Source organism: Streptomyces sp. NPDC008317, from assembly GCF_042955955.1.
In the GTDB taxonomy this organism is placed as follows: Bacteria; Actinomycetota; Actinomycetes; order Streptomycetales; family Streptomycetaceae; genus Actinacidiphila.
The window spans coordinates 271,070-287,752 of the sequence record NZ_JBIBFQ010000002.1; the positions used below are offsets into that span (position 1 = coordinate 271,070).

Below are 16,683 nucleotides of genomic sequence, written 5' to 3' on the forward strand. Positions count from 1 at the left end.
CGCGCGGGGCGCGGGGAACGGGCGGTCGGGGAGGGTGGCTGAGGCTTCACGAAGTCACCTGCCGGGAGGAGTGGGAGTGGTCGTGGCTGCGGCGTGCGCGCCGCCGGGGGTCGTGGGGGCCGAAGGAGTGGTGCCGGGGGCGCCGGTCGGCGACCCGGTCGGGGTGCCGCTCGGCGGGGTCGCGGTGGGCGTGCCGGTCGGGGCCGGCGGCGCCTTGCTGGTCGGCGGCGGCGCGGGCGGCGCCGTGGCCTCCTCGGGGGTGCCCCGGACGCTGCCGTCCGGGTTGAGGAAGGCCGGGTTGCCGCCCGGCACCATGCCGAGCTGCCGGGCGCGCTGTTCCAGGCCGCCGGGGGCCGCGTACTGATCGACCTCCTGCTGGAGCTGCTGCTGCTCGTCCGTGTAACCGTTGGTCTCCTTTTGAAGCTTGTTCAGCTCGAAGGAGTCCTGGTTGACCGCTCCGTTGAGCAGCAGCAGGGAGAGCAGGCCGCCCGCGAGGAGGGTCACGACAAGAAGGACGAACGGCATACGGGCGGCGGTTGCGGACCGGGCGGACCCGCGGCCCGCGGACGGCCGTACGGACAGGCCGGGCGGGCGCGGCGGCCTGGGCACCCTCGCGGTCCCGCGGCGCGGCTCCCCGCGGTCCTGGCGCGGCGGCCGTTCCTGGCGGGCGGCCCGCTCGCGGGACGGTTCCTGACCGGCGGCCCGCTTACGGGGCGGTTCCTGACCGGCGGCCCGCTTACGGGGCGGTTCCTGGCGCGGGGCGCGGCCACGGGCGGGGTCCTCGCGCGGGGTGCGTCCGCGCGCCGGTTCCTCGCGTGCCCGGCCGTCGCCCGGCCGGCCCTCAGGTGACCGGTCCCGGCGTGCCCGGTCGTCGCCGGGGGGCCGTCGCCGGTCCCCCGGTCGGTCCTGGCTCACCGCGCGTCCTCGCGGATCCGCTCGGCGCCGCGCAGCCGGGCGGGCGCGGCCCGCCGGTTCTCGGCGATCTCGTCCTCGGTGGGCAGTTCCGCGCCGCGGGTGAGCAGCTTCAGGCGGGGCTGGTACTGCTCGGGCACCACCGGCAGGCCGGGCGGCGCGGTCGTGGCGGCCCCGGCCGCGAGGACCTGCTTGACCAGCCGGTCCTCCAGCGACTGGTACGACAGCACGGCGATCCGGCCGCCGACCGCGAGCGCCCCGACGGCCGCCGGGACCGCGCGCTCCAGCACCGACAGCTCGCCGTTGACCTCGATCCGCAGGGCCTGGAAGGTCCGCTTGGCCGGGTTGCCGCCGGTGCGCATCGCGGCCTGCGGCAGCGCCGTACGGATCAGCTCCACCAGGCGCGCGCTGTTGCTGAACGGCTCCCGTTCCCGCTCGCGCACCACCGCGTCCACGATCTTGCGGGCGAATTTCTCCTCGCCGTACGCGCGCAGGATGCGCACCAGGTCGCCCGGCGGATACGTGTTGAGCACCTCGGCGGCGCTGATCCCGGTGGTCTGGTCCATCCGCATGTCCAGCGGCGCGTCCTGGGCGTAGGCGAAGCCGCGGCCGGCCTCGTCGAGCTGCATGGAGGAGACGCCGAGGTCGAACAGGACGCCCTGGACGCGGACGATGCCGAGCCGGTCCAGGACGTCGGGCAGCTCGTCGTAGACCGCGTGCACGAGGGTGGCGCGGTCGCCGAAGGGCGCGAGTCGCTCGGCGGAGAGCTTCAGCGCCTCGGTGTCGCGGTCGAGCGCGACCAGCCGGGCGGCGGGGAACGTGCTGAGCAGCGCCTCGCTGTGGCCGCCGAGGCCGAGGGTGGCGTCCACGACGACCGCGCCCGGCTCGGCGAGCGCGGGGGCCAGCAGGTCCAGGCAGCGCCGGAGCATGACCGGCACATGGCGCGGCTCGGGCTGCGCGGGGGTGGTGTCGCTCATGGGGCCCTTCTCGGCGGTACGAGGGACGTAGAACCGGGTCCCCGCCCGCTCGAAAGGAAACGTTCCCCTGGCACCGGGGAAGTGGTGCCAGCGGAGCGGCAGAGCGGGAGGAGGCCGGGCCGTACGTCCGCGCGGTGGTACGGAGTCAAGCGTGGGGTGCGCGCAGGTGCGCCGGGGCGCGGACCGGTCGGGCCGCGCTCACAGTAATCCGGGCGGAACCTCCTCGGACAGGGCCGAAAAGGTGTCTTCCTGGGCCGCGAGATAGCCCTCCCAGGCGGTCGCGGACCAGATCTCCACCCGGCTGCCCGCGCCGATCACCGCGCAGTCCCTGACCAGCCCGGCGTAGGCGCGCAGCGGCTGCGGCACCGTGACCCGGCCCTGCTTGTCGGGGACCTCGTCATGCGCCCCGGCGAACAGCACGCGCAGGTAGTCCCGCGCGCCCTTCGAGGTCAGCGGGGCGTCGGACAGGCTCCTGGTGGCGGCCTTGAAGCCGTCGACCGACCACACGCACAAGCAGCGTTCCTGCCCCTTGGTGATCACCAGTCCGTCGGCGAACTGCTCGCGGAACCTGGCGGGCAGCACCAGCCGGTTCTTGTCGTCGAGCCGCGGGGTGTACGTCCCGAGGAACATGCACACCTCCAGCAGACGGCACCACTTCGCGCCACTTTACTCCACCGGCCCCCACGGTCAACGCAGAGCGGAGCCGGGCGCGTCACGTCCCCCGCGACCTCCGCGTCACCCCTCGCGTCCCCTCGCGTCACCCCTTTCCGGTGAGCCCCGGAGGGTGTGTGGGCTACCTCACACATCGTGGAATTGCCGATGCTTATCCTTTTTGAGCCGAAATTTCGTGGGAACTCACAGCAGGTGGAACGGCACCCGGAGCCGTACCGTCAGAGACATGTCGATATCTGCCAGTGGTTCCCCAGCGCCGACCGACGTCAGCGGCCGCTCCGGAGACACCGCCACCGCGTCCGTTACCGACCGGCTCGTCGCAGCCAACCAGCGCTACGCCGACGCGTTCCAAGACCCCGGCATGGATGCCAGGCCCGTTCTGAAGGTCGCCGTCGTGGCCTGCATGGACGCCCGCATCGACCTGCACCGGGCGCTCGGCCTGGAGCTGGGCGACTGCCACACCATCCGCAACGCGGGCGGCGTGGTCACCGACGACACCATCCGCTCCCTCACCATCAGCCAGCGCGCGCTGGGCACCCGCTCCGTCGTGCTGATCCACCACACCAACTGCGGCCTGCAGAGCATCACCGAGGACTTCCGTACCGAACTGGAACGGGAGGTCGGCCAGCGGCCGACCTGGTCGGTGGAGGCGTTCACCGATATCGACCAGGATGTCCGGCAGTCGATGAACCGGGTGCGCACCTCGCCCTTCCTCGCGCACACCGACGACGTGCGCGGGTTCGTCTTCGACGTGCACACTGGTCTACTCCGGGAAATCACGAACAAGTAACGGCAGGCGAGTGACGTGGGGTGCCGCGTAAGGGAAGAATGCATCGTGCGGCACCGCACTGCCTCGCCCGGCGCGAGCACGAGCGGCACGCAAGTGGGGTGGGCCGGTCCAGGGATGACCGTGTCCCGAGGAACATGGCCGAGGAGTACCGGGTGACGACCTTTGACGCACGAGCAAGCCTGAGCGATCTGACGACGACCGCTGACCGGGTGCGCCGCAGTGTGGAGAACGTGATCGAGGGCAAGCCCGAAGTCGTCCGCATCGCACTGACGGTGCTGCTCGCCGAGGGACATCTGCTGATCGAGGACGTGCCGGGTGTCGGTAAGACGATGCTGTCCAAGGCCCTGGCACGGTCGATCGACTGTTCGGTGCGGCGTATCCAGTTCACACCCGACCTGCTGCCGTCCGACATCACCGGTGTGAGCGTCTTCGACCAGCAGCGGCGGGACTTCGAGTTCAAGCCGGGCGCGATCTTCGCGCAGATCGTGGTCGGCGACGAGATCAACCGCGCCTCGCCCAAGACCCAGTCGGCGCTGCTGGAGTCGATGGAGGAGCGGCAGGTCACCGTGGACGGCACCACGTACGAACTGCCGAGCCCCTTCATGGTGATCGCCACCCAGAACCCGGTGGAGATGGAGGGCACCTATCCGCTGCCCGAGGCGCAGCGGGACCGGTTCACCGCCCGGGTCTCGATCGGCTACCCCAGCCCGGACGCCGAGTTGAAGATGCTCGACGTGCACGGCGGTGTCTCGCCGCTCGACGACCTCCAGCCCGTCGCGCACGCCCACGAGATCGTCAAGCTCGTCGAGGCCGTACGGATGGTGCATGTCTCGGAGCCGGTACGGCGGTACGCGGTGACGCTGGTCGGCGCCACCCGCAACCACCCCGATCTGCGGCTCGGCGCCTCGCCGCGCGCCACCTTGCACCTGGTGCGGGCCGCCAGGGCCTCCGCCGCGCTGGACGGCCGGGACTACGTGCTGCCCGACGACGTGCAGGGCCTGGCCTCCTCCGTACTGGCGCACCGCCTGCTGCCCACCGCGCAGGCGCAGTTGAACCGGCGCACCCCCGAACAGGTGGTCGCCGAGATCGTGCAGCGCGTCCCGGTGCCCGACCCGGCGGCCGGCGGCTGGCCGCAGAAGCCGTCCGCCCGCCCGCAGGGCCTGCGGGGCCTGTGATGGCGACGCCCGGCGCCGGGACCCCGCCGCCGACCCGACCGCCGCAACCCGCGCCGCAGCCGCAGCGCGGCCCGGCGCAGGGCCGCCAGGGCGGCCCGCCGGGCACCGCGGGACCGCAGCAGGCGAGCGGCGGATTCCGTACCGCGCTCGGCGGACTCACCACCCGGGGCCGGTCCTTCGTCGCGGCCGGGGTCGCCGCCGGGATATGCGCCTACGTGCTCGGCCAGCCCGACCTGCTGCGGGTCGGACTGCTGCTGGCGATCCTGCCGCTGGTCTGCGTCGCCGTCCTGTACCGCACCCGCTACCGGGTCGCGGGCAGCAGGCGGCTCGCCCCGTCGCGGGTGCCCGCCATGTCGGAGTCCCGCGTGCACCTGCGGGTCGACAACGTCTCGCGCATCCCCACCGGACTGCTGATGCTCCAGGACCGGGTGCCGTACGTGCTCGGCCCGCGCCCGCGCTTCGTACTGGACCGGGTGGAGCCCGGCGGCCACCGCGAGGTGTCCTACCGGGTCCGCTCCGACCTGCGGGGCCGCTACCCGCTCGGCCCGCTGCAACTGCGGCTGACCGACCCCTTCGGCATGTGCGAACTGACCCGCTCCTTCAGCGCGTTCGACACCCTCACCGTGGTGCCGCGCGTCGAGGCGCTGCCGCCGGTACGCCTGGCCGGTGAGGCCAACGGCTACGGCGAGAGCCGCACCCGCGCGCTGGCCTTCGCCGGCGAGGACGACGTCATCCCGCGCGGCTACCGGCACGGCGACGACCTGCGCCGGGTGCACTGGCGCTCCACCGCCAAGTACGGCGAGCTGATGGTGCGCCGCGAGGAGCAGCCGCACCGCGCGCGCTGCACCGTCCTGCTGGACACCCGGCGCTCCGCCTACTACGGCGCGGGCCCCGACTCGGCGTTCGAGTGGGCGGTCTCGGCCGCCGCCTCGGTCTCCACCCACATGCTGGAACGCGGCTTCGCGGTAAGGCTGCTGACCGACACCGGCAGCAGCGTCCCCGGCCCCGAGGGCACCGGCGGCTACGTCGGCGACTCCTCGGACATGGCGGGCGTCCTGCTGGACACCCTCGCCGTGGTCGACCACTCCGACGACCTGGCGCAGTCGCCCGGCTCCGGCTCCGGCTCCGGCTCCGGCTCCGGCCCCGACGCCGCGCACAGCGACGGCCTGTCCCGCGCCTACGAGGTGCTGCGGTCCAGCCACGAGGGGCTGCTGGTGGCCTTCCTCGGCGACCTGGACGAGGAGCAGGCGGCCAACGTCGGCCGGATGCGGCAACGGGCGGGCGGCGCCGTCGCGTTCGTCCTGGACAGCGACGACTGGACGGCCCGCGAGCCGGGCGCCAGGTCGGAGCCCCCGGCCGAGCACGGCGCGCGGGAGACCGGCGCCGAGGACGACGACACCCCGACACCGCTGCGGATGCTCCGCGAGGCGGGCTGGACGGTGCTGTCGGTACGCGCCGGGGACTCGCTGCCGGAACTGTGGCAGCGGGCCGACCGTTACCGCTCACGCGAGGAACAGCAAGAGGCAGGGGCCACAACATGAGCGGACGTGCCCGGCTGACGGTGTGTGCGGCGGCCGCCTCCGTGATGGCCGCCTGCTCGCTGCTGCCGCTGGCCACCCCCGCGGGCTGGATGTTCCAGGCCGTGCTCTTCGTGGCACTCCAGTCCGGGGTCGGCGCGCTGGCCCGACGGGTGCCGCTGGCCCGGCCGTTGACCGTCCTCGCGCAGGCGGTGGTCTCACTGCTCGTGCTGACCGTGATGTTCGCGCCGCACCAGGCACTGGGCGGCGTCATCCCCGGTCCCAACGCCTTCGTCCACCTCAGCGACCTGGTACGCGACGGGCTGACCGACGTCAGCCAGTTCGCCATCCCGGCGCCGGTCACCCCCGGCATCAGGATGCTGCTGGTCGGCGGTGTGCTGGTGGTCGCGCTCGCGGTGGACGCGCTGGCCGTCACGTACAACAGCGCGGCCCCCGCGGGACTTCCGCTGCTGGCGCTGTACTCGGTGGCCGCGGGGCTGTCCAACGGCGGTGCGCAGTGGCTGTACTTCGTCGTCGCCGCCGCCGGTTACCTGCTGCTGCTCCTGGCCGAGGGCCGGGACCGGCTCTCGCGCTGGGGCCGGGTCTTCGGCGGCGGTCCGCCGGCCAACGGCTGGGGCGGCTCCGCCAACCCGGCCTCCGGCAGCCGGGCGCTGGCCCCGGTGCGCACCGGCCGCAGGATCGGCGTGATGGCGCTGGGCCTGGCCCTGGTCGCGCCCGCCGTGCTGCCGTCGCTGGGCAGCGGCCTGCTGGACACCTCGGGCACCGGTACGGGACCGGGGCGCGGCGGCACGATCTCCGCGGTCAACCCGGTGGTGGCCCTCCAGGACAACCTCAACCAGCAGGACAACCGCGAAGTCCTCTCGTACCGGACCAACTCCACCGATCTGTCCAGCATGTACTTGCGGATCGTGGCGCTCGACCAGTTCGACGGCACGCAGTGGCAGCCGTCGAAGCGGAAGATCGAGGACATCCCGTCGGTGCTGCCGCAGCCCGCGGGCATGGCCTCCGACGTGAAGTACTCCAAGGTCCAGACGACGGTGAAGGTCGACGACGGCTACGCGCAGGGCTGGCTGCCGATGCCCTTCCCGGCGCTGGGCGTCGACGTGTCGGGGCACTGGCGGTTCGAGCCCGAGGGCCGGACGATCATCGGCGACCGCGGGCAGAACACCTCGGGTCTGACGTACTCGGTCACGAGCATGCAGGTGCAGCCGACGGCCGCGCAGCTCGCCGCCGCGCCCCCGGCCACCGGACGGGTCGCCGAGGAGTACACCAAGGTGCCCGGCTCGCTGCCGAAGGTGGTCGCGCAGACCGCGCAGCAGGTGACGGAGTCGGCGAACAACGACTACGAGAAGGCGCTGGCGCTCCAGCGGTACTTCACCTCGGGCGCGTTCGTCTACAACACCAAGGCGCAGTCGGGCACCGGCGTGGACGCCATAGCGCGGTTCCTGCGCACCAAGGAAGGCTTCTGCATCCACTTCGCCTTCACCATGGCGGCGATGGCCCGCACGCTGCACATCCCGGCGCGGGTGGCGGTCGGCTTCACCCCCGGCTCGCAGCAGGGCTCGGACGGCACGATGTCAGTGGGCCTCAAGGACGCGCACGCCTGGCCCGAGCTGTACTTCGAGGGCATCGGCTGGACCCGTTTCGAGCCGACCCCGTACCGGGGCACGGCCCCCTCGTACACCCAGACCACGACGCCCTCGGGCACCAACGAGCCCGCCGACCAGGGGCAGCACGGCACGGCGACGACGCCGACCCCGACGCCGTCGGCGAGCGCGAGCTGCGGCAGCGACAACCGGGCGCAGAGCTCCTGCGACAACACGGCGGTGGCCGCTTCCGGCGGTTCCGGCGGCGGCGGATTCGGCGGCGGCAGGATCGCCGTGCTCACGCTGCTCGCGCTGCTGGTGCTGGCCGTCCCGCTGCTGCCCATGCTCTGGCGGCGCCGACAGCGGTCCAGAAGGCTCGGCGGCGGACGTGACAGGGCCGAAGGGCTCGCCCTGTCCGCCTGGCGCGAGGTGGTCGACACCGGCTGGGACTACGGCGTCCCGCCGGACGACTCCGAGACCCCGCGGCGGGCGATGGCCCGGCTGGTCCAGGACGGCGGTCTGACCGGCCAGGCCGCGGTCTCCGCGGGCGCCCTGGCCACGGCGGTGGAGCAGGTGCTCTACTCGCCCAGGCCCCAGCCGGTCACCGGGTTGCCGGCCGATGTCCGGCACGTCCGCGAGGGCCTGCACGCGGCGGCCGGGCGCCGCGGTCGCCTTCGGGCGGTGCTTCTGCCGCGTTCCTCCGCCCGGGTGATCTGGCAGCTTTCTGACCGGTGGTCCGCGGTCACTCTCCGTCTGTCCGAGGCCGGGCATCGCCTTGTCGCTCCGCTGAGGAGGCGCCTGGCCCGCCAGGCGTGAGTCCCCACCGCGCGGGTGGGGCGCCCCTCAGGGGGCTGCGCCGTCCGCGCGGGGCGTGCCCCCGTCAGGGGCGGGAGGAACAGCGCGCCCGCCCCCAGGGGCCGGTGGTCCGGGAACGACCGGACTGCCCCGCCGGGGCGGGTGGTCACCTGCGGGAGCGCGGCCGGCGGCCGACCGCGCGGTTCCTCCCCCAGCTAACGCTGGGAGGCGCCCCCCAGCGCCCCTCCGGGGACATGCCTCGCGCGCCAGCACGGCCTCAGGGCCGCGACCCTCAGGGATCGGCTCGCCGCACGGCGACAGGTGGGCGCCCAGGGGGCAAAAAGATCGGCGCACCGCCGGGAGGGTGCGGGACCCTCGGACGGTGCGCCGTGCTGGCGGAAGTGACCCTCTAGCGGCCACCCTGCTGCTCGTCGCGGCGGCGCTGCCACCGCTCCTCGATCCGGTCCATGACCTTGCCCCGCTTGGCCTGGTTGCGGCGGCTGAGCCGCCGGCCGGGTGCGCCGGGGGCACCGGGAACCCCGGCGGCGGGCGCCGCCTCGCCCGGCTTGCCCGCCTTGCGCCAGCCGGTGACGGCCAGCACCGCACAGGCCAGCATGACCAGGAAGCCCACCACACTGATCCAGGGCTGCTTGGCGATCATGCCGCCCATGAGCAGCGCGATACCGACCAGGAAGCCCGCCACCGACTGGTAGACACGCCGCCTGGTGTACGTGCGCAGCCCACTTCCCTCAAGCGCCGACGCGAACTTGGGATCTTCGGCGTACAGCGCTCGCTCCATCTGCTCGAGCATGCGCTGCTCGTGCTCCGAGAGCGGCACGGAGTCCTCCTACTCGTCGGTCGCAGGGGGGCGACCGGTCCGACCCTTTCAGGATAGGCAGGGATTCGCCCCCATGAAACCCGCCCCACTACGCCAATCCGACGGGGGCTTCATTCCCCGTCCGCCGTTACGTCATGCCAGCATACGGTCAGCAATGGCGGTACGGGGGGCCTGTGACCGACTACTCCGGCCGGTGGCGGGGGCGGGTGAAGCGGAAGAGGTCCTTCCGGGGGTCTCGCGGGGTCCGTCAGCCGCGCTCGCCGAGGACGTGGAGCTGGGTGGCCACCGAGTGGAATCCGGGCTCCTCCGCCGCTGCCAGCTCCAGCCGCAGCAGCGCCTCCAGGGCGCCCGGCTCGGTGTCGACCAGGACGCCGGGGACGAGGTCGGCGAAGACCCTGATGCCGTGCACGGCGGCGGCCCGCAGACCCGCGTCGGTGACCAGCCGGGTGAGCTGGTCCGCGGTGTAGCGGCGGGGCAGCGAATCGCCGTCGCCCCATCGGCCGTCCGGGTCACCGAGGGCGTGCTGAGCCTCCGCGAAGTGCCCGGCGAGGGCGCGGGCCAGTACGGCGCCGCCGCGGCCCGCCGCGAGCAGGCTGAGGGCGCCGGAGGGGCGGAGCGCGCCGACCACGTTGCGCACGGCCTCCGCCGGGTCGTCCACGTACTCCAGGACGCCGTGGCACAGCACCATGTCCCAGCTCGCGCGGGGCACGATGTCGGGCAGCCCGTGGGTGTCGCCCTGGACGGCGCTGACCCGGTCGGTGACCCCGGCCTCGGCGGCTCGCCGCTCCAGTGCGAAGAGCGCGTCGGGGCTGGGGTCGACGACGGTGACGCGGTGGCCGAGCCGGGCGACGGGCACCGCGAAGTTGCCGGTGCCGCCGCCGGTGTCCAGGACGTCGAGTGCCGCCGTGTCCGCGGTCTTGGCCCGCCGTTCGAGAGCGTCCTTGAGGACCTCCCACACCACGGCGGTACGCAGACTGGCACGGGGGCGCATCGGGTCCACCCCTCCTTGACGGGACATGGCGCGCGGCTCCTCGCAGGGGCTGGTCACATCGGGCGGCTCCACTCTAGAGCCCCCGGCCGAGGTGGGGCCGCCGCGCGCGCGGCCGGGTGTCGTGGTCCGGGTGCTCGTGCGTGACCGGGACGACGGGGCCGCCGCGCGCGGCCGGGTGTCAGTTGGCGCGTCTGCGGGGTGGCTCCGCGGCCGCGGGGGCCGGGATCAGGGGCGGCTTGCCCGCGAGCGCGGGCTGGAGGAGCAGCATGCGCTCCACCAGGCGCAGGAACATGGTCGCGGCGCGCAGCAGGTCGTCGGCGTCGCGGGGGCCCGCGGCTCCGGCTATGCCGGCCTCGGCGCGGGCCCTGCGGGCCGCGCCCGCCTCGAACAGGGCGCTCCACTCCGCCAGTTCGGGCGCGACCTCGGGCAGCACCTCCCAGGCGGTGCGTATCCGCTGGCGGCGGCGCGGGGCGGGCTCGGGTCGGCCGCGTACCGCGAGCACCGCGGCGGCGGTGCGCAGGGCGGCGAGGTGGGCGGTGGCGTAGCGCTCGTTCGGAGTCTCCAGGACGGCGGCCTCTTCGAGGCCGAGGTGTGCCTGGGTGAGCAGGTCAAGGGCGGCGGGTGACGCGGTGGCGCGGCGCAGCACAGGATGGATGTCGCTTACGGGAGCTGCCATGGCGAGCCTCCTTTCTCCGTGCCACCCATAGTGGGGGCTACCACTGACAATCGGTCCTGACCTGGGGTAACGCCCGAAAACGGGACATTCGCGCGGTGGCCGGAATCCGCCGGGTGAACGTGCCCGGTGAACATGCCGCACGCCGGACAGGCAGAATCGGCACCATGACCACCGCACGACGCCAGGCCACTCGTCAGAAGCTGTACGAGGCCGCCGTCACCCTCATCGCCGAACAGGGCTTCTCCGCCACCACGGTCGACGAGATCGCCGAACGGGCCGGGGTCGCCAAGGGCACCGTCTACTACAACTTCGCCAGCAAGAACGACCTGTTCGAGGAGTTGCTGCGGCACGGCGTGGGTCTGCTGACCGTCTCGCTGCGCGAGGCCGCGCAGGACGCGGAGGCCAAGGGCGGCGGCAAGGTCGACGCGCTGGACGCGATGATCCACGCGGGGCTCGACTTCATCGTGCGCTACCCGTCCTTCACGCAGCTCTACGTGGCCGAGCTGTGGCGCACCAACCGCGCCTGGCAGGACACGCTGATGATCCTGCGTCAGGAGGCGGTGGCGGTGGTCGAGAAGGTGCTGGGCGAGGCCGTGGCGGCGGGTGAGCTGAACGACGAGATCGACGTACCGCTGACGGCGTCCGCGCTGTTCGGGATGGTGCTGGTCGCCGCGCTGGACTGGCAGGCGTTCCAGCCGGAGCGCGGTATCGACGAGGTGCACGCGGCGCTGTCCCGGCTGCTCCAGGGCAGGGTCGGCGGGCGTTCGGCGCGCCAGTGAGCGGTCCGCGGGTGCGCTGTTCTGGCAGGGTCCGGTCCCCCGCAGGTCCGTGCCAGAACAGCGCCTCCCCCGTGCGCCCCCCGTTCACGTACGGACCGGTGTACTTCCGCCGCCCCGTGTCGGCGGTTCTGGCACCGAAGCCCGTCCGCGGTCCCCACTCTTCCGGTTTCCCGGCCGACGCCCCATCCGCGAACGTACTCAACCGCGCGTCTAGGTACGGATACTCATGACCGCGCGATTTCACTCGGTGACAGTGGGCGCGGTTCGCTAGAGTCCCGCGCATGTCCGTACTTCCGCTGGTCTTCACCAGCGGCTGGGCGAGCGGGATCAACGCCTACGCCGTCGTGCTGCTGCTCGGTGTGATGGGCAGGGCGGGTATCACCGACGAGGTGCCGCTCTCGCTCCAGCGCACCGATGTGCTGCTGATCGCGGCCGCCCTGTTCCTCTGCGAGGCGGTGGCCGACAAGATCCCTTACGTGGACTCGGCGTGGGACGCCGTGCACACGGTGATCAGGCCGGTCGCGGGCGCGGTGGTGGCGGCGCTGCTGGCCGGGCAGTCGGGTTCGCTGTCGGAGCTGGCGGCGGGCGCGGTCGGCGGGTCCACGGCGCTGGCCAGCCATCTGGTGAAGGCGGGCACGAGGCTGGCGGTGAACACCTCGCCCGAGCCCGCGAGCAATATCGTGGTCAGCCTCGCCGAGGACCTGGGCGTCGCGAGCATCGTCACCTTCGCGCTCTTCCATCCGCTGCCGGCCGCGATCATCGCGGCGGTGCTGCTGGTGCTCGGCATGACCGTCGTGCTCCTGCTGCTGTCCCGGATCCGGCGCGCGCTGCGCCGCCGCAGGGAGCGCAGGGAGCGCAAGAACCGGAACGGCACCCCGGCGCCCACCTGAGAGCCTGTCGGGCGGCCTTCGATACAGTCCCTGCCATGGCACGGATTGCGGTGATCGGCGCGGGTATGGGCTCGCTGGCGGCGGCGGCCAGGCTCGCCATCGGCGGCCACCGGGTGGTGGTGCACGAGCGGTCGGCGACGTACGGCGGCGGTGTGGGCCGGGTCGAGAGGGACGGTTTCGCCTTCGACACCGGCCCCGGTCTCCTGCTGCTGCCCGCCGTGCAGCGCGATCTGTTCGTCAAGACCGGCCGGGAGTCGCTCGAACAGTCCGTCGGTCTGGCGCAGGCCGATCCGGCCGCCCGCCACGTCTTCGCCGACGGTACGGATCTGACGCTGCCCAACGCCTCGCGCTCCGGGGTCATGGAGGCGCTGGACGGCGCTCTGGGCGCCGGAAGCGGCGAGCGGTGGAGCGAGGTCATGCTGCGCGCCCGGGAAGCCTGGGAGGCCACTCGCAGGCCCTTGTTGGAGGACGCGGTGTCCGGGGCGACCGCCGCGCTGCGCGAGGATCCGTATCCGGCGGCCGGGAAGCGCGGTCTGCTGCGGCGCCCGGCGCGGGCGCGGACCCTGTCCGCCGTCGCGGACGGCGAGTTGCGCGACCCCCGGCTGGCCGCGCTGCTGGAGAGCTATCCGCTCGACTACGGCCTCGACCCGCGCACCGCTCCCGCCTCGGCGACCGTACTGGCGTACGTGGAGCAGACCTTCGGGGTCTGGTACGTGCCCGGCGGGCTGCGGGCGCTGGCGGACGCGGTGTACGCGCGCTGTCTGGCGCGGAAGGTGGAGTTCCGGTTCGACGCCGAGGTCACCGGGGTGCTGGAGAAGGACGGCCGGGCCGCCGGGGTGGAACTGGCCGACGGCGGTACGGCGGAGGCCGACTTCGTGGTGGCGGGCGCGCCGCTGCCCGCGCTCTACCGGGACCACGTGCTGCCCTGGGAGTCCGAGGACGAGTTGCCCGACTGGGGCCCGCGGCACCCGCGGGGCGTCCTCACCGTCCACCTGGCGCTGCGCGGCGCGCGCCCGGCCGACGCCGTGCACCGTACGGTCGTGCACGCCCCGGACCGCGAGCGCGCGCTGACCTGGGCATTCGACTCCCCAGGCACCACGGACGCCGTCCCCACGGTGACGGTGCTGCGGCCCGACGACCCCGCGCTGCGCCCGGACGGGCACGAGGCGGTCACCGTGAGGGTGACCGTGCCGCCGCACGGCCGGGCCGGCCTGGACTGGACGGCTCCCGGCGCCGCCGACGCCGTCGCCGAGCGGGCGGTGGCCGCCGCGGAGGCGGCCGTACCCGGCCTGCGGGAGCGGGAGTTGTGGCGGATCGTGCGGACACCGGCGGACACGGAACGCGAGACCGGCGCACCGGGCGGCTCGGTCCCCGCCCCGGCGCTCGCGGGCGCGCACGGCTCACTGCTGCGCTCCCCCAACGCCGACGCGCTGCCCGGTCTCTACCGGGTCGGCGGCTGGGCCCACCCCGGCGGCGGACTGCCGCACGCGGGCATGTCGGGCGCGATCGTGGCCGACCTGATCATGGGCGGGCCCGGCGGCAGCCGGTGAACGGGCGTGCGCCGCGCGCTCGTTGACGGCCCGCTCGACGGATTCCCCTCCGCTGGCCGCCTCTTGCCGCCCCCGTTACCGCCGCGAAGATCCTTAAGCGGACCACCGCCCGGATTCAACCGATCGGACGGAAAAGCCCGGCGGGCGCTCCGGGGGCGCGCGGTGGCCGCCTAGCGTGAACGGCGGCCCGTGATCACCGAGCGGAAGGCCGTACGAAGCATGCCGCAGCCCTTCGAACTCCCGCAGTTCTACGTGCCGTATCCGGCGCGGCTCAACCCCCACCTGGAACGGGCCAGGGAGCACTCCAAGGCGTGGGCCCGCGAGATGGACATGATCGAGGGCTCAGGGATCTGGGACGAGGCGGACTACGACGCCCACGACTACGCGCTGCTGTGCGCGTACACCCATCCCGACGCGTCGGGTCCCGAACTGGACCTGGTCACCGACTGGTACGTGTGGGTGTTCTTCTTCGACGACCACTTCCTGGACATCTTCAAGCGCAGCCAGGACATGCAGGGCGCGAAGGCGTACCTGGACCGGCTGCCCGCCTTCATGCCGGTGGATCCCGGACAGCCGGTGCCGGAGCCGACCAACCAGGTCGAGGCGGGGCTCGCGGACCTGTGGGCGCGCACGGTGCCGACGATGTCGCAGGACTTCAGGGAGCGGTTCCACGAGAGCACGTACTACCTGCTGGAGGAGTCGCTCTGGGAGCTGTCCAACATCAACGCGGGCCGGGTCTCGAATCCGATCGAGTACATCGAGATGCGCCGCAAGGTGGGCGGCGCGCCCTGGTCGGCGAATCTGATCGAGCACGCGGCGGGCGCCGAGGTACCGGCGCGGATCGCCGGGAGCCGTGCGATGCGGGTGCTGCGCGACTGCTTCGCGGACAGCGTGCACCTGCGCAACGACCTGTTCTCGTACCAGCGCGAGATCGAGGACGAGGGCGAACTCTCCAACGCCGTCCTGGTCCTTGAGCGGTTCCTCGATCTGACCGCCCAGCAGGCAGCGGACCGGGTGAACGACCTGCTGACCTCGCGGCTGCACCAGTTCGAGCACACCGCTCTCACCGAAGTGGAGCCGCTGTTCGGGCAGTTCGGCCTGACCCCGCAGGAACGTCTCGGCGTCTTCGCGTACGTCAAGGGACTCCAGGACTGGCAGTCGGGCGGCCACGAGTGGCACATGCGCTCCAGCCGGTACATGAACGGCGCGGACGGCAGTTCCCGCGCGGTGGGCGCGGGCGCCGGTATCGGCGGCGGCGCGATCGGCGGGCCGACGGGCCTGGGCACCTCGGCCGCGCAGATCCTGCACTCGCTGGCCGCGACCTTGCCGCAGCGCGCCCGGTCCTTCTCGCACGCCCCGCACCAGCGCACCGACACGGTCCGGCGCGCCGAGATCCACATGCCGTTCGAGACCACGCTCAGCCCGCACTTGGACACCGCCCGGCGGCACAACATGGAGTGGGGCCGGGCGATGGGCATCCTCGGCGCGGAGCCCGGCTTCCCCGTCCCCGGCGGGCTGTGGAACGAACGCAAGCTCGCCGACTACGACTTCGCGCTGTGCGCGGCGGGCATCCACCCGGCGGCCTCGGCGGAGGAGCTGAACCTCACCACGGACTGGCTGACCTGGGGCACCTACGGCGACGACTACTACCCGCTGGTCTTCGGCCGGTCCCCCGACACCGGAGCGGCCCGGCTGGCCACCGAGCGGTTCAAGCTGTTCATGCCGCTGGGCGACGAGCCCGCGCCCACGCCGGTGAGCGCACTGGAACGGGGTCTGGCGGACCTGTGGCGGCGCACCGCGGGCCCGATGTCCCCCGACGCGCGGGGCAAATTCCGCTTCGCCGTCGAGGACATGTGCGAGAGCTGGCTGTGGGAGCTGGCCAACCAGAAGCAGAACCGGGTGCCGGACCCGGTCGACTACATCGAGATGCGCCGCAAGACCTTCGGCTCCGACCTGACGATGAGCCTGTCGCGGATCGGCCACGGTGACGCGCTGCCGGACGCCGTCTACCGCTCGCGGCCCGTGCAGTCCATGGAGGTGGCCGCCGCCGACTTCGCCTGCCTGCTCAACGACGTGTTCTCGTACCGCAAGGAGATCGAGTTCGAGGGGGAGATCCACAACGCGGTGCTCGTCGTGCAGAATTTCCTGGACTGCTCGCCGCAGGAGGCGATGGACGTGGTCGGGGATCTGATGGCCGCGCGGATGCAGGAGTTCCAGCACATCACCGAGAACCAACTGCCCACGCTCTTCGAGGAGTTCGCACTCGACGACGCGGCGCGCGAGGTGCTGCTCGGCTACGCGCAGGAGCTGCGCGACTGGCTGGCGGGCATCCTCACCTGGCACGAGGGCTGCCACCGCTACGAGGAGGAGACGCTGCGGCGGGACTTCCCACACGTGGCCGCCGTGCTGCCCGCCCAGACCTGGGCCGCGCCCAACGGCCTGGGCACGGCGGCGGCCCGGCTGCCGTCACTGCTGCACGCGGCCCGCACCCAGGCCGGGTAGCGGGCCGGGCGG

Annotated in this window: 14 protein-coding genes; 8 read left to right on the plus strand and 6 right to left on the minus strand. The window is 73.2% G+C overall.

Annotated elements, in window-relative coordinates; all coding sequences use genetic code 11:
* Nucleotides 1–54: 54 nt before the first annotated feature.
* From ACFY9V_RS06275 to mraZ, 3 genes are all read right to left on the minus strand, one after another.
* Complete coding sequence (locus tag ACFY9V_RS06275) at nucleotides 55–525, minus strand: cell division protein FtsL (protein ID WP_391159772.1); 471 nt, start codon at nucleotides 523–525, stop codon at nucleotides 55–57.
* A gap of 386 nt (nucleotides 526–911) precedes the next feature.
* Nucleotides 912–1,889: a 16S rRNA (cytosine(1402)-N(4))-methyltransferase RsmH gene (rsmH, locus tag ACFY9V_RS06280; RefSeq protein WP_355334131.1), complete on the minus strand. Its 978-nt coding sequence runs from the start codon at nucleotides 1,887–1,889 to the stop codon at nucleotides 912–914.
* Between the two features lie 198 nt (nucleotides 1,890–2,087).
* Nucleotides 2,088–2,519, minus strand: a complete 432-nt coding sequence (gene mraZ, locus ACFY9V_RS06285) for a division/cell wall cluster transcriptional repressor MraZ (protein ID WP_355334133.1) — start codon at nucleotides 2,517–2,519, stop codon at nucleotides 2,088–2,090.
* A gap of 268 nt (nucleotides 2,520–2,787) precedes the next feature.
* On the opposite strand from mraZ, the gene ACFY9V_RS06290 reads away from it, so the two are divergent.
* From ACFY9V_RS06290 to ACFY9V_RS06305, 4 genes are all read left to right on the plus strand, one after another.
* Entirely contained in the window at nucleotides 2,788–3,351 is a 564-nt protein-coding gene (locus tag ACFY9V_RS06290; RefSeq protein ID WP_355334136.1) for a carbonic anhydrase, read from the plus strand.
* 152 nt (nucleotides 3,352–3,503) lie between these two features.
* Nucleotides 3,504–4,526 carry a MoxR family ATPase gene (locus tag ACFY9V_RS06295; RefSeq protein ID WP_188283215.1) on the plus strand — a complete coding sequence of 341 codons (1,023 nt, stop codon included), beginning with the start codon at nucleotides 3,504–3,506 and terminating at the stop codon, nucleotides 4,524–4,526.
* On the plus strand, nucleotides 4,526–6,067 hold the full coding sequence (locus ACFY9V_RS06300) for a DUF58 domain-containing protein (protein ID WP_391159773.1): 1,542 nt from the start codon (nucleotides 4,526–4,528) through the stop codon (nucleotides 6,065–6,067). Before ACFY9V_RS06295 ends, ACFY9V_RS06300 begins: the two co-directional genes overlap by 1 nt.
* Nucleotides 6,064–8,466, plus strand: a complete 2,403-nt coding sequence (locus ACFY9V_RS06305; protein ID WP_391159775.1) for a transglutaminaseTgpA domain-containing protein — start codon at nucleotides 6,064–6,066, stop codon at nucleotides 8,464–8,466. The genes ACFY9V_RS06300 and ACFY9V_RS06305 overlap by 4 nt, the downstream gene beginning before the upstream one ends.
* 388 nt (nucleotides 8,467–8,854) lie before the next feature.
* Here the strand turns inward: ACFY9V_RS06305 and ACFY9V_RS06310 are convergent, their stop codons facing one another.
* The 3 genes from ACFY9V_RS06310 to ACFY9V_RS06320 form a co-directional block, all read right to left on the minus strand.
* The gene (locus ACFY9V_RS06310; protein WP_355334142.1) at nucleotides 8,855–9,283 is read right to left on the minus strand and encodes a DUF3040 domain-containing protein; all 429 of its coding nucleotides are present in this window, start codon (nucleotides 9,281–9,283) and stop codon (nucleotides 8,855–8,857) included.
* A 247-nt stretch (nucleotides 9,284–9,530) separates the two neighbouring features.
* Entirely contained in the window at nucleotides 9,531–10,301 is a 771-nt protein-coding gene (locus ACFY9V_RS06315; RefSeq protein ID WP_391043951.1) for a methyltransferase domain-containing protein, read from the minus strand.
* A gap of 151 nt (nucleotides 10,302–10,452) precedes the next feature.
* Nucleotides 10,453–10,950 carry an SAV_6107 family HEPN domain-containing protein gene (locus ACFY9V_RS06320; protein ID WP_355334148.1) on the minus strand — a complete coding sequence of 166 codons (498 nt, stop codon included), beginning with the start codon at nucleotides 10,948–10,950 and terminating at the stop codon, nucleotides 10,453–10,455.
* Nucleotides 10,951–11,114: 164 nt separating this feature from the next.
* On the opposite strand from ACFY9V_RS06320, the gene ACFY9V_RS06325 reads away from it, so the two are divergent.
* From ACFY9V_RS06325 to ACFY9V_RS06340, 4 genes are all read left to right on the plus strand, one after another.
* On the plus strand, nucleotides 11,115–11,729 hold the full coding sequence (locus ACFY9V_RS06325) for a TetR/AcrR family transcriptional regulator (protein WP_355334150.1): 615 nt from the start codon (nucleotides 11,115–11,117) through the stop codon (nucleotides 11,727–11,729).
* 281 nt (nucleotides 11,730–12,010) lie between these two features.
* Nucleotides 12,011–12,619 (plus strand): DUF4126 domain-containing protein, encoded by a 609-nt coding sequence (locus tag ACFY9V_RS06330; protein ID WP_355334153.1) that lies wholly within the window; start codon nucleotides 12,011–12,013, stop codon nucleotides 12,617–12,619.
* Between the two features lie 35 nt (nucleotides 12,620–12,654).
* Complete coding sequence (locus tag ACFY9V_RS06335; protein ID WP_391159777.1) at nucleotides 12,655–14,169, plus strand: FAD-dependent oxidoreductase; 1,515 nt, start codon at nucleotides 12,655–12,657, stop codon at nucleotides 14,167–14,169.
* 219 nt (nucleotides 14,170–14,388) lie between these two features.
* The gene (locus tag ACFY9V_RS06340) at nucleotides 14,389–16,671 is read left to right on the plus strand and encodes a germacradienol/geosmin synthase (RefSeq protein ID WP_391159779.1); all 2,283 of its coding nucleotides are present in this window, start codon (nucleotides 14,389–14,391) and stop codon (nucleotides 16,669–16,671) included.
* Nucleotides 16,672–16,683 lie beyond the last annotated feature (12 nt).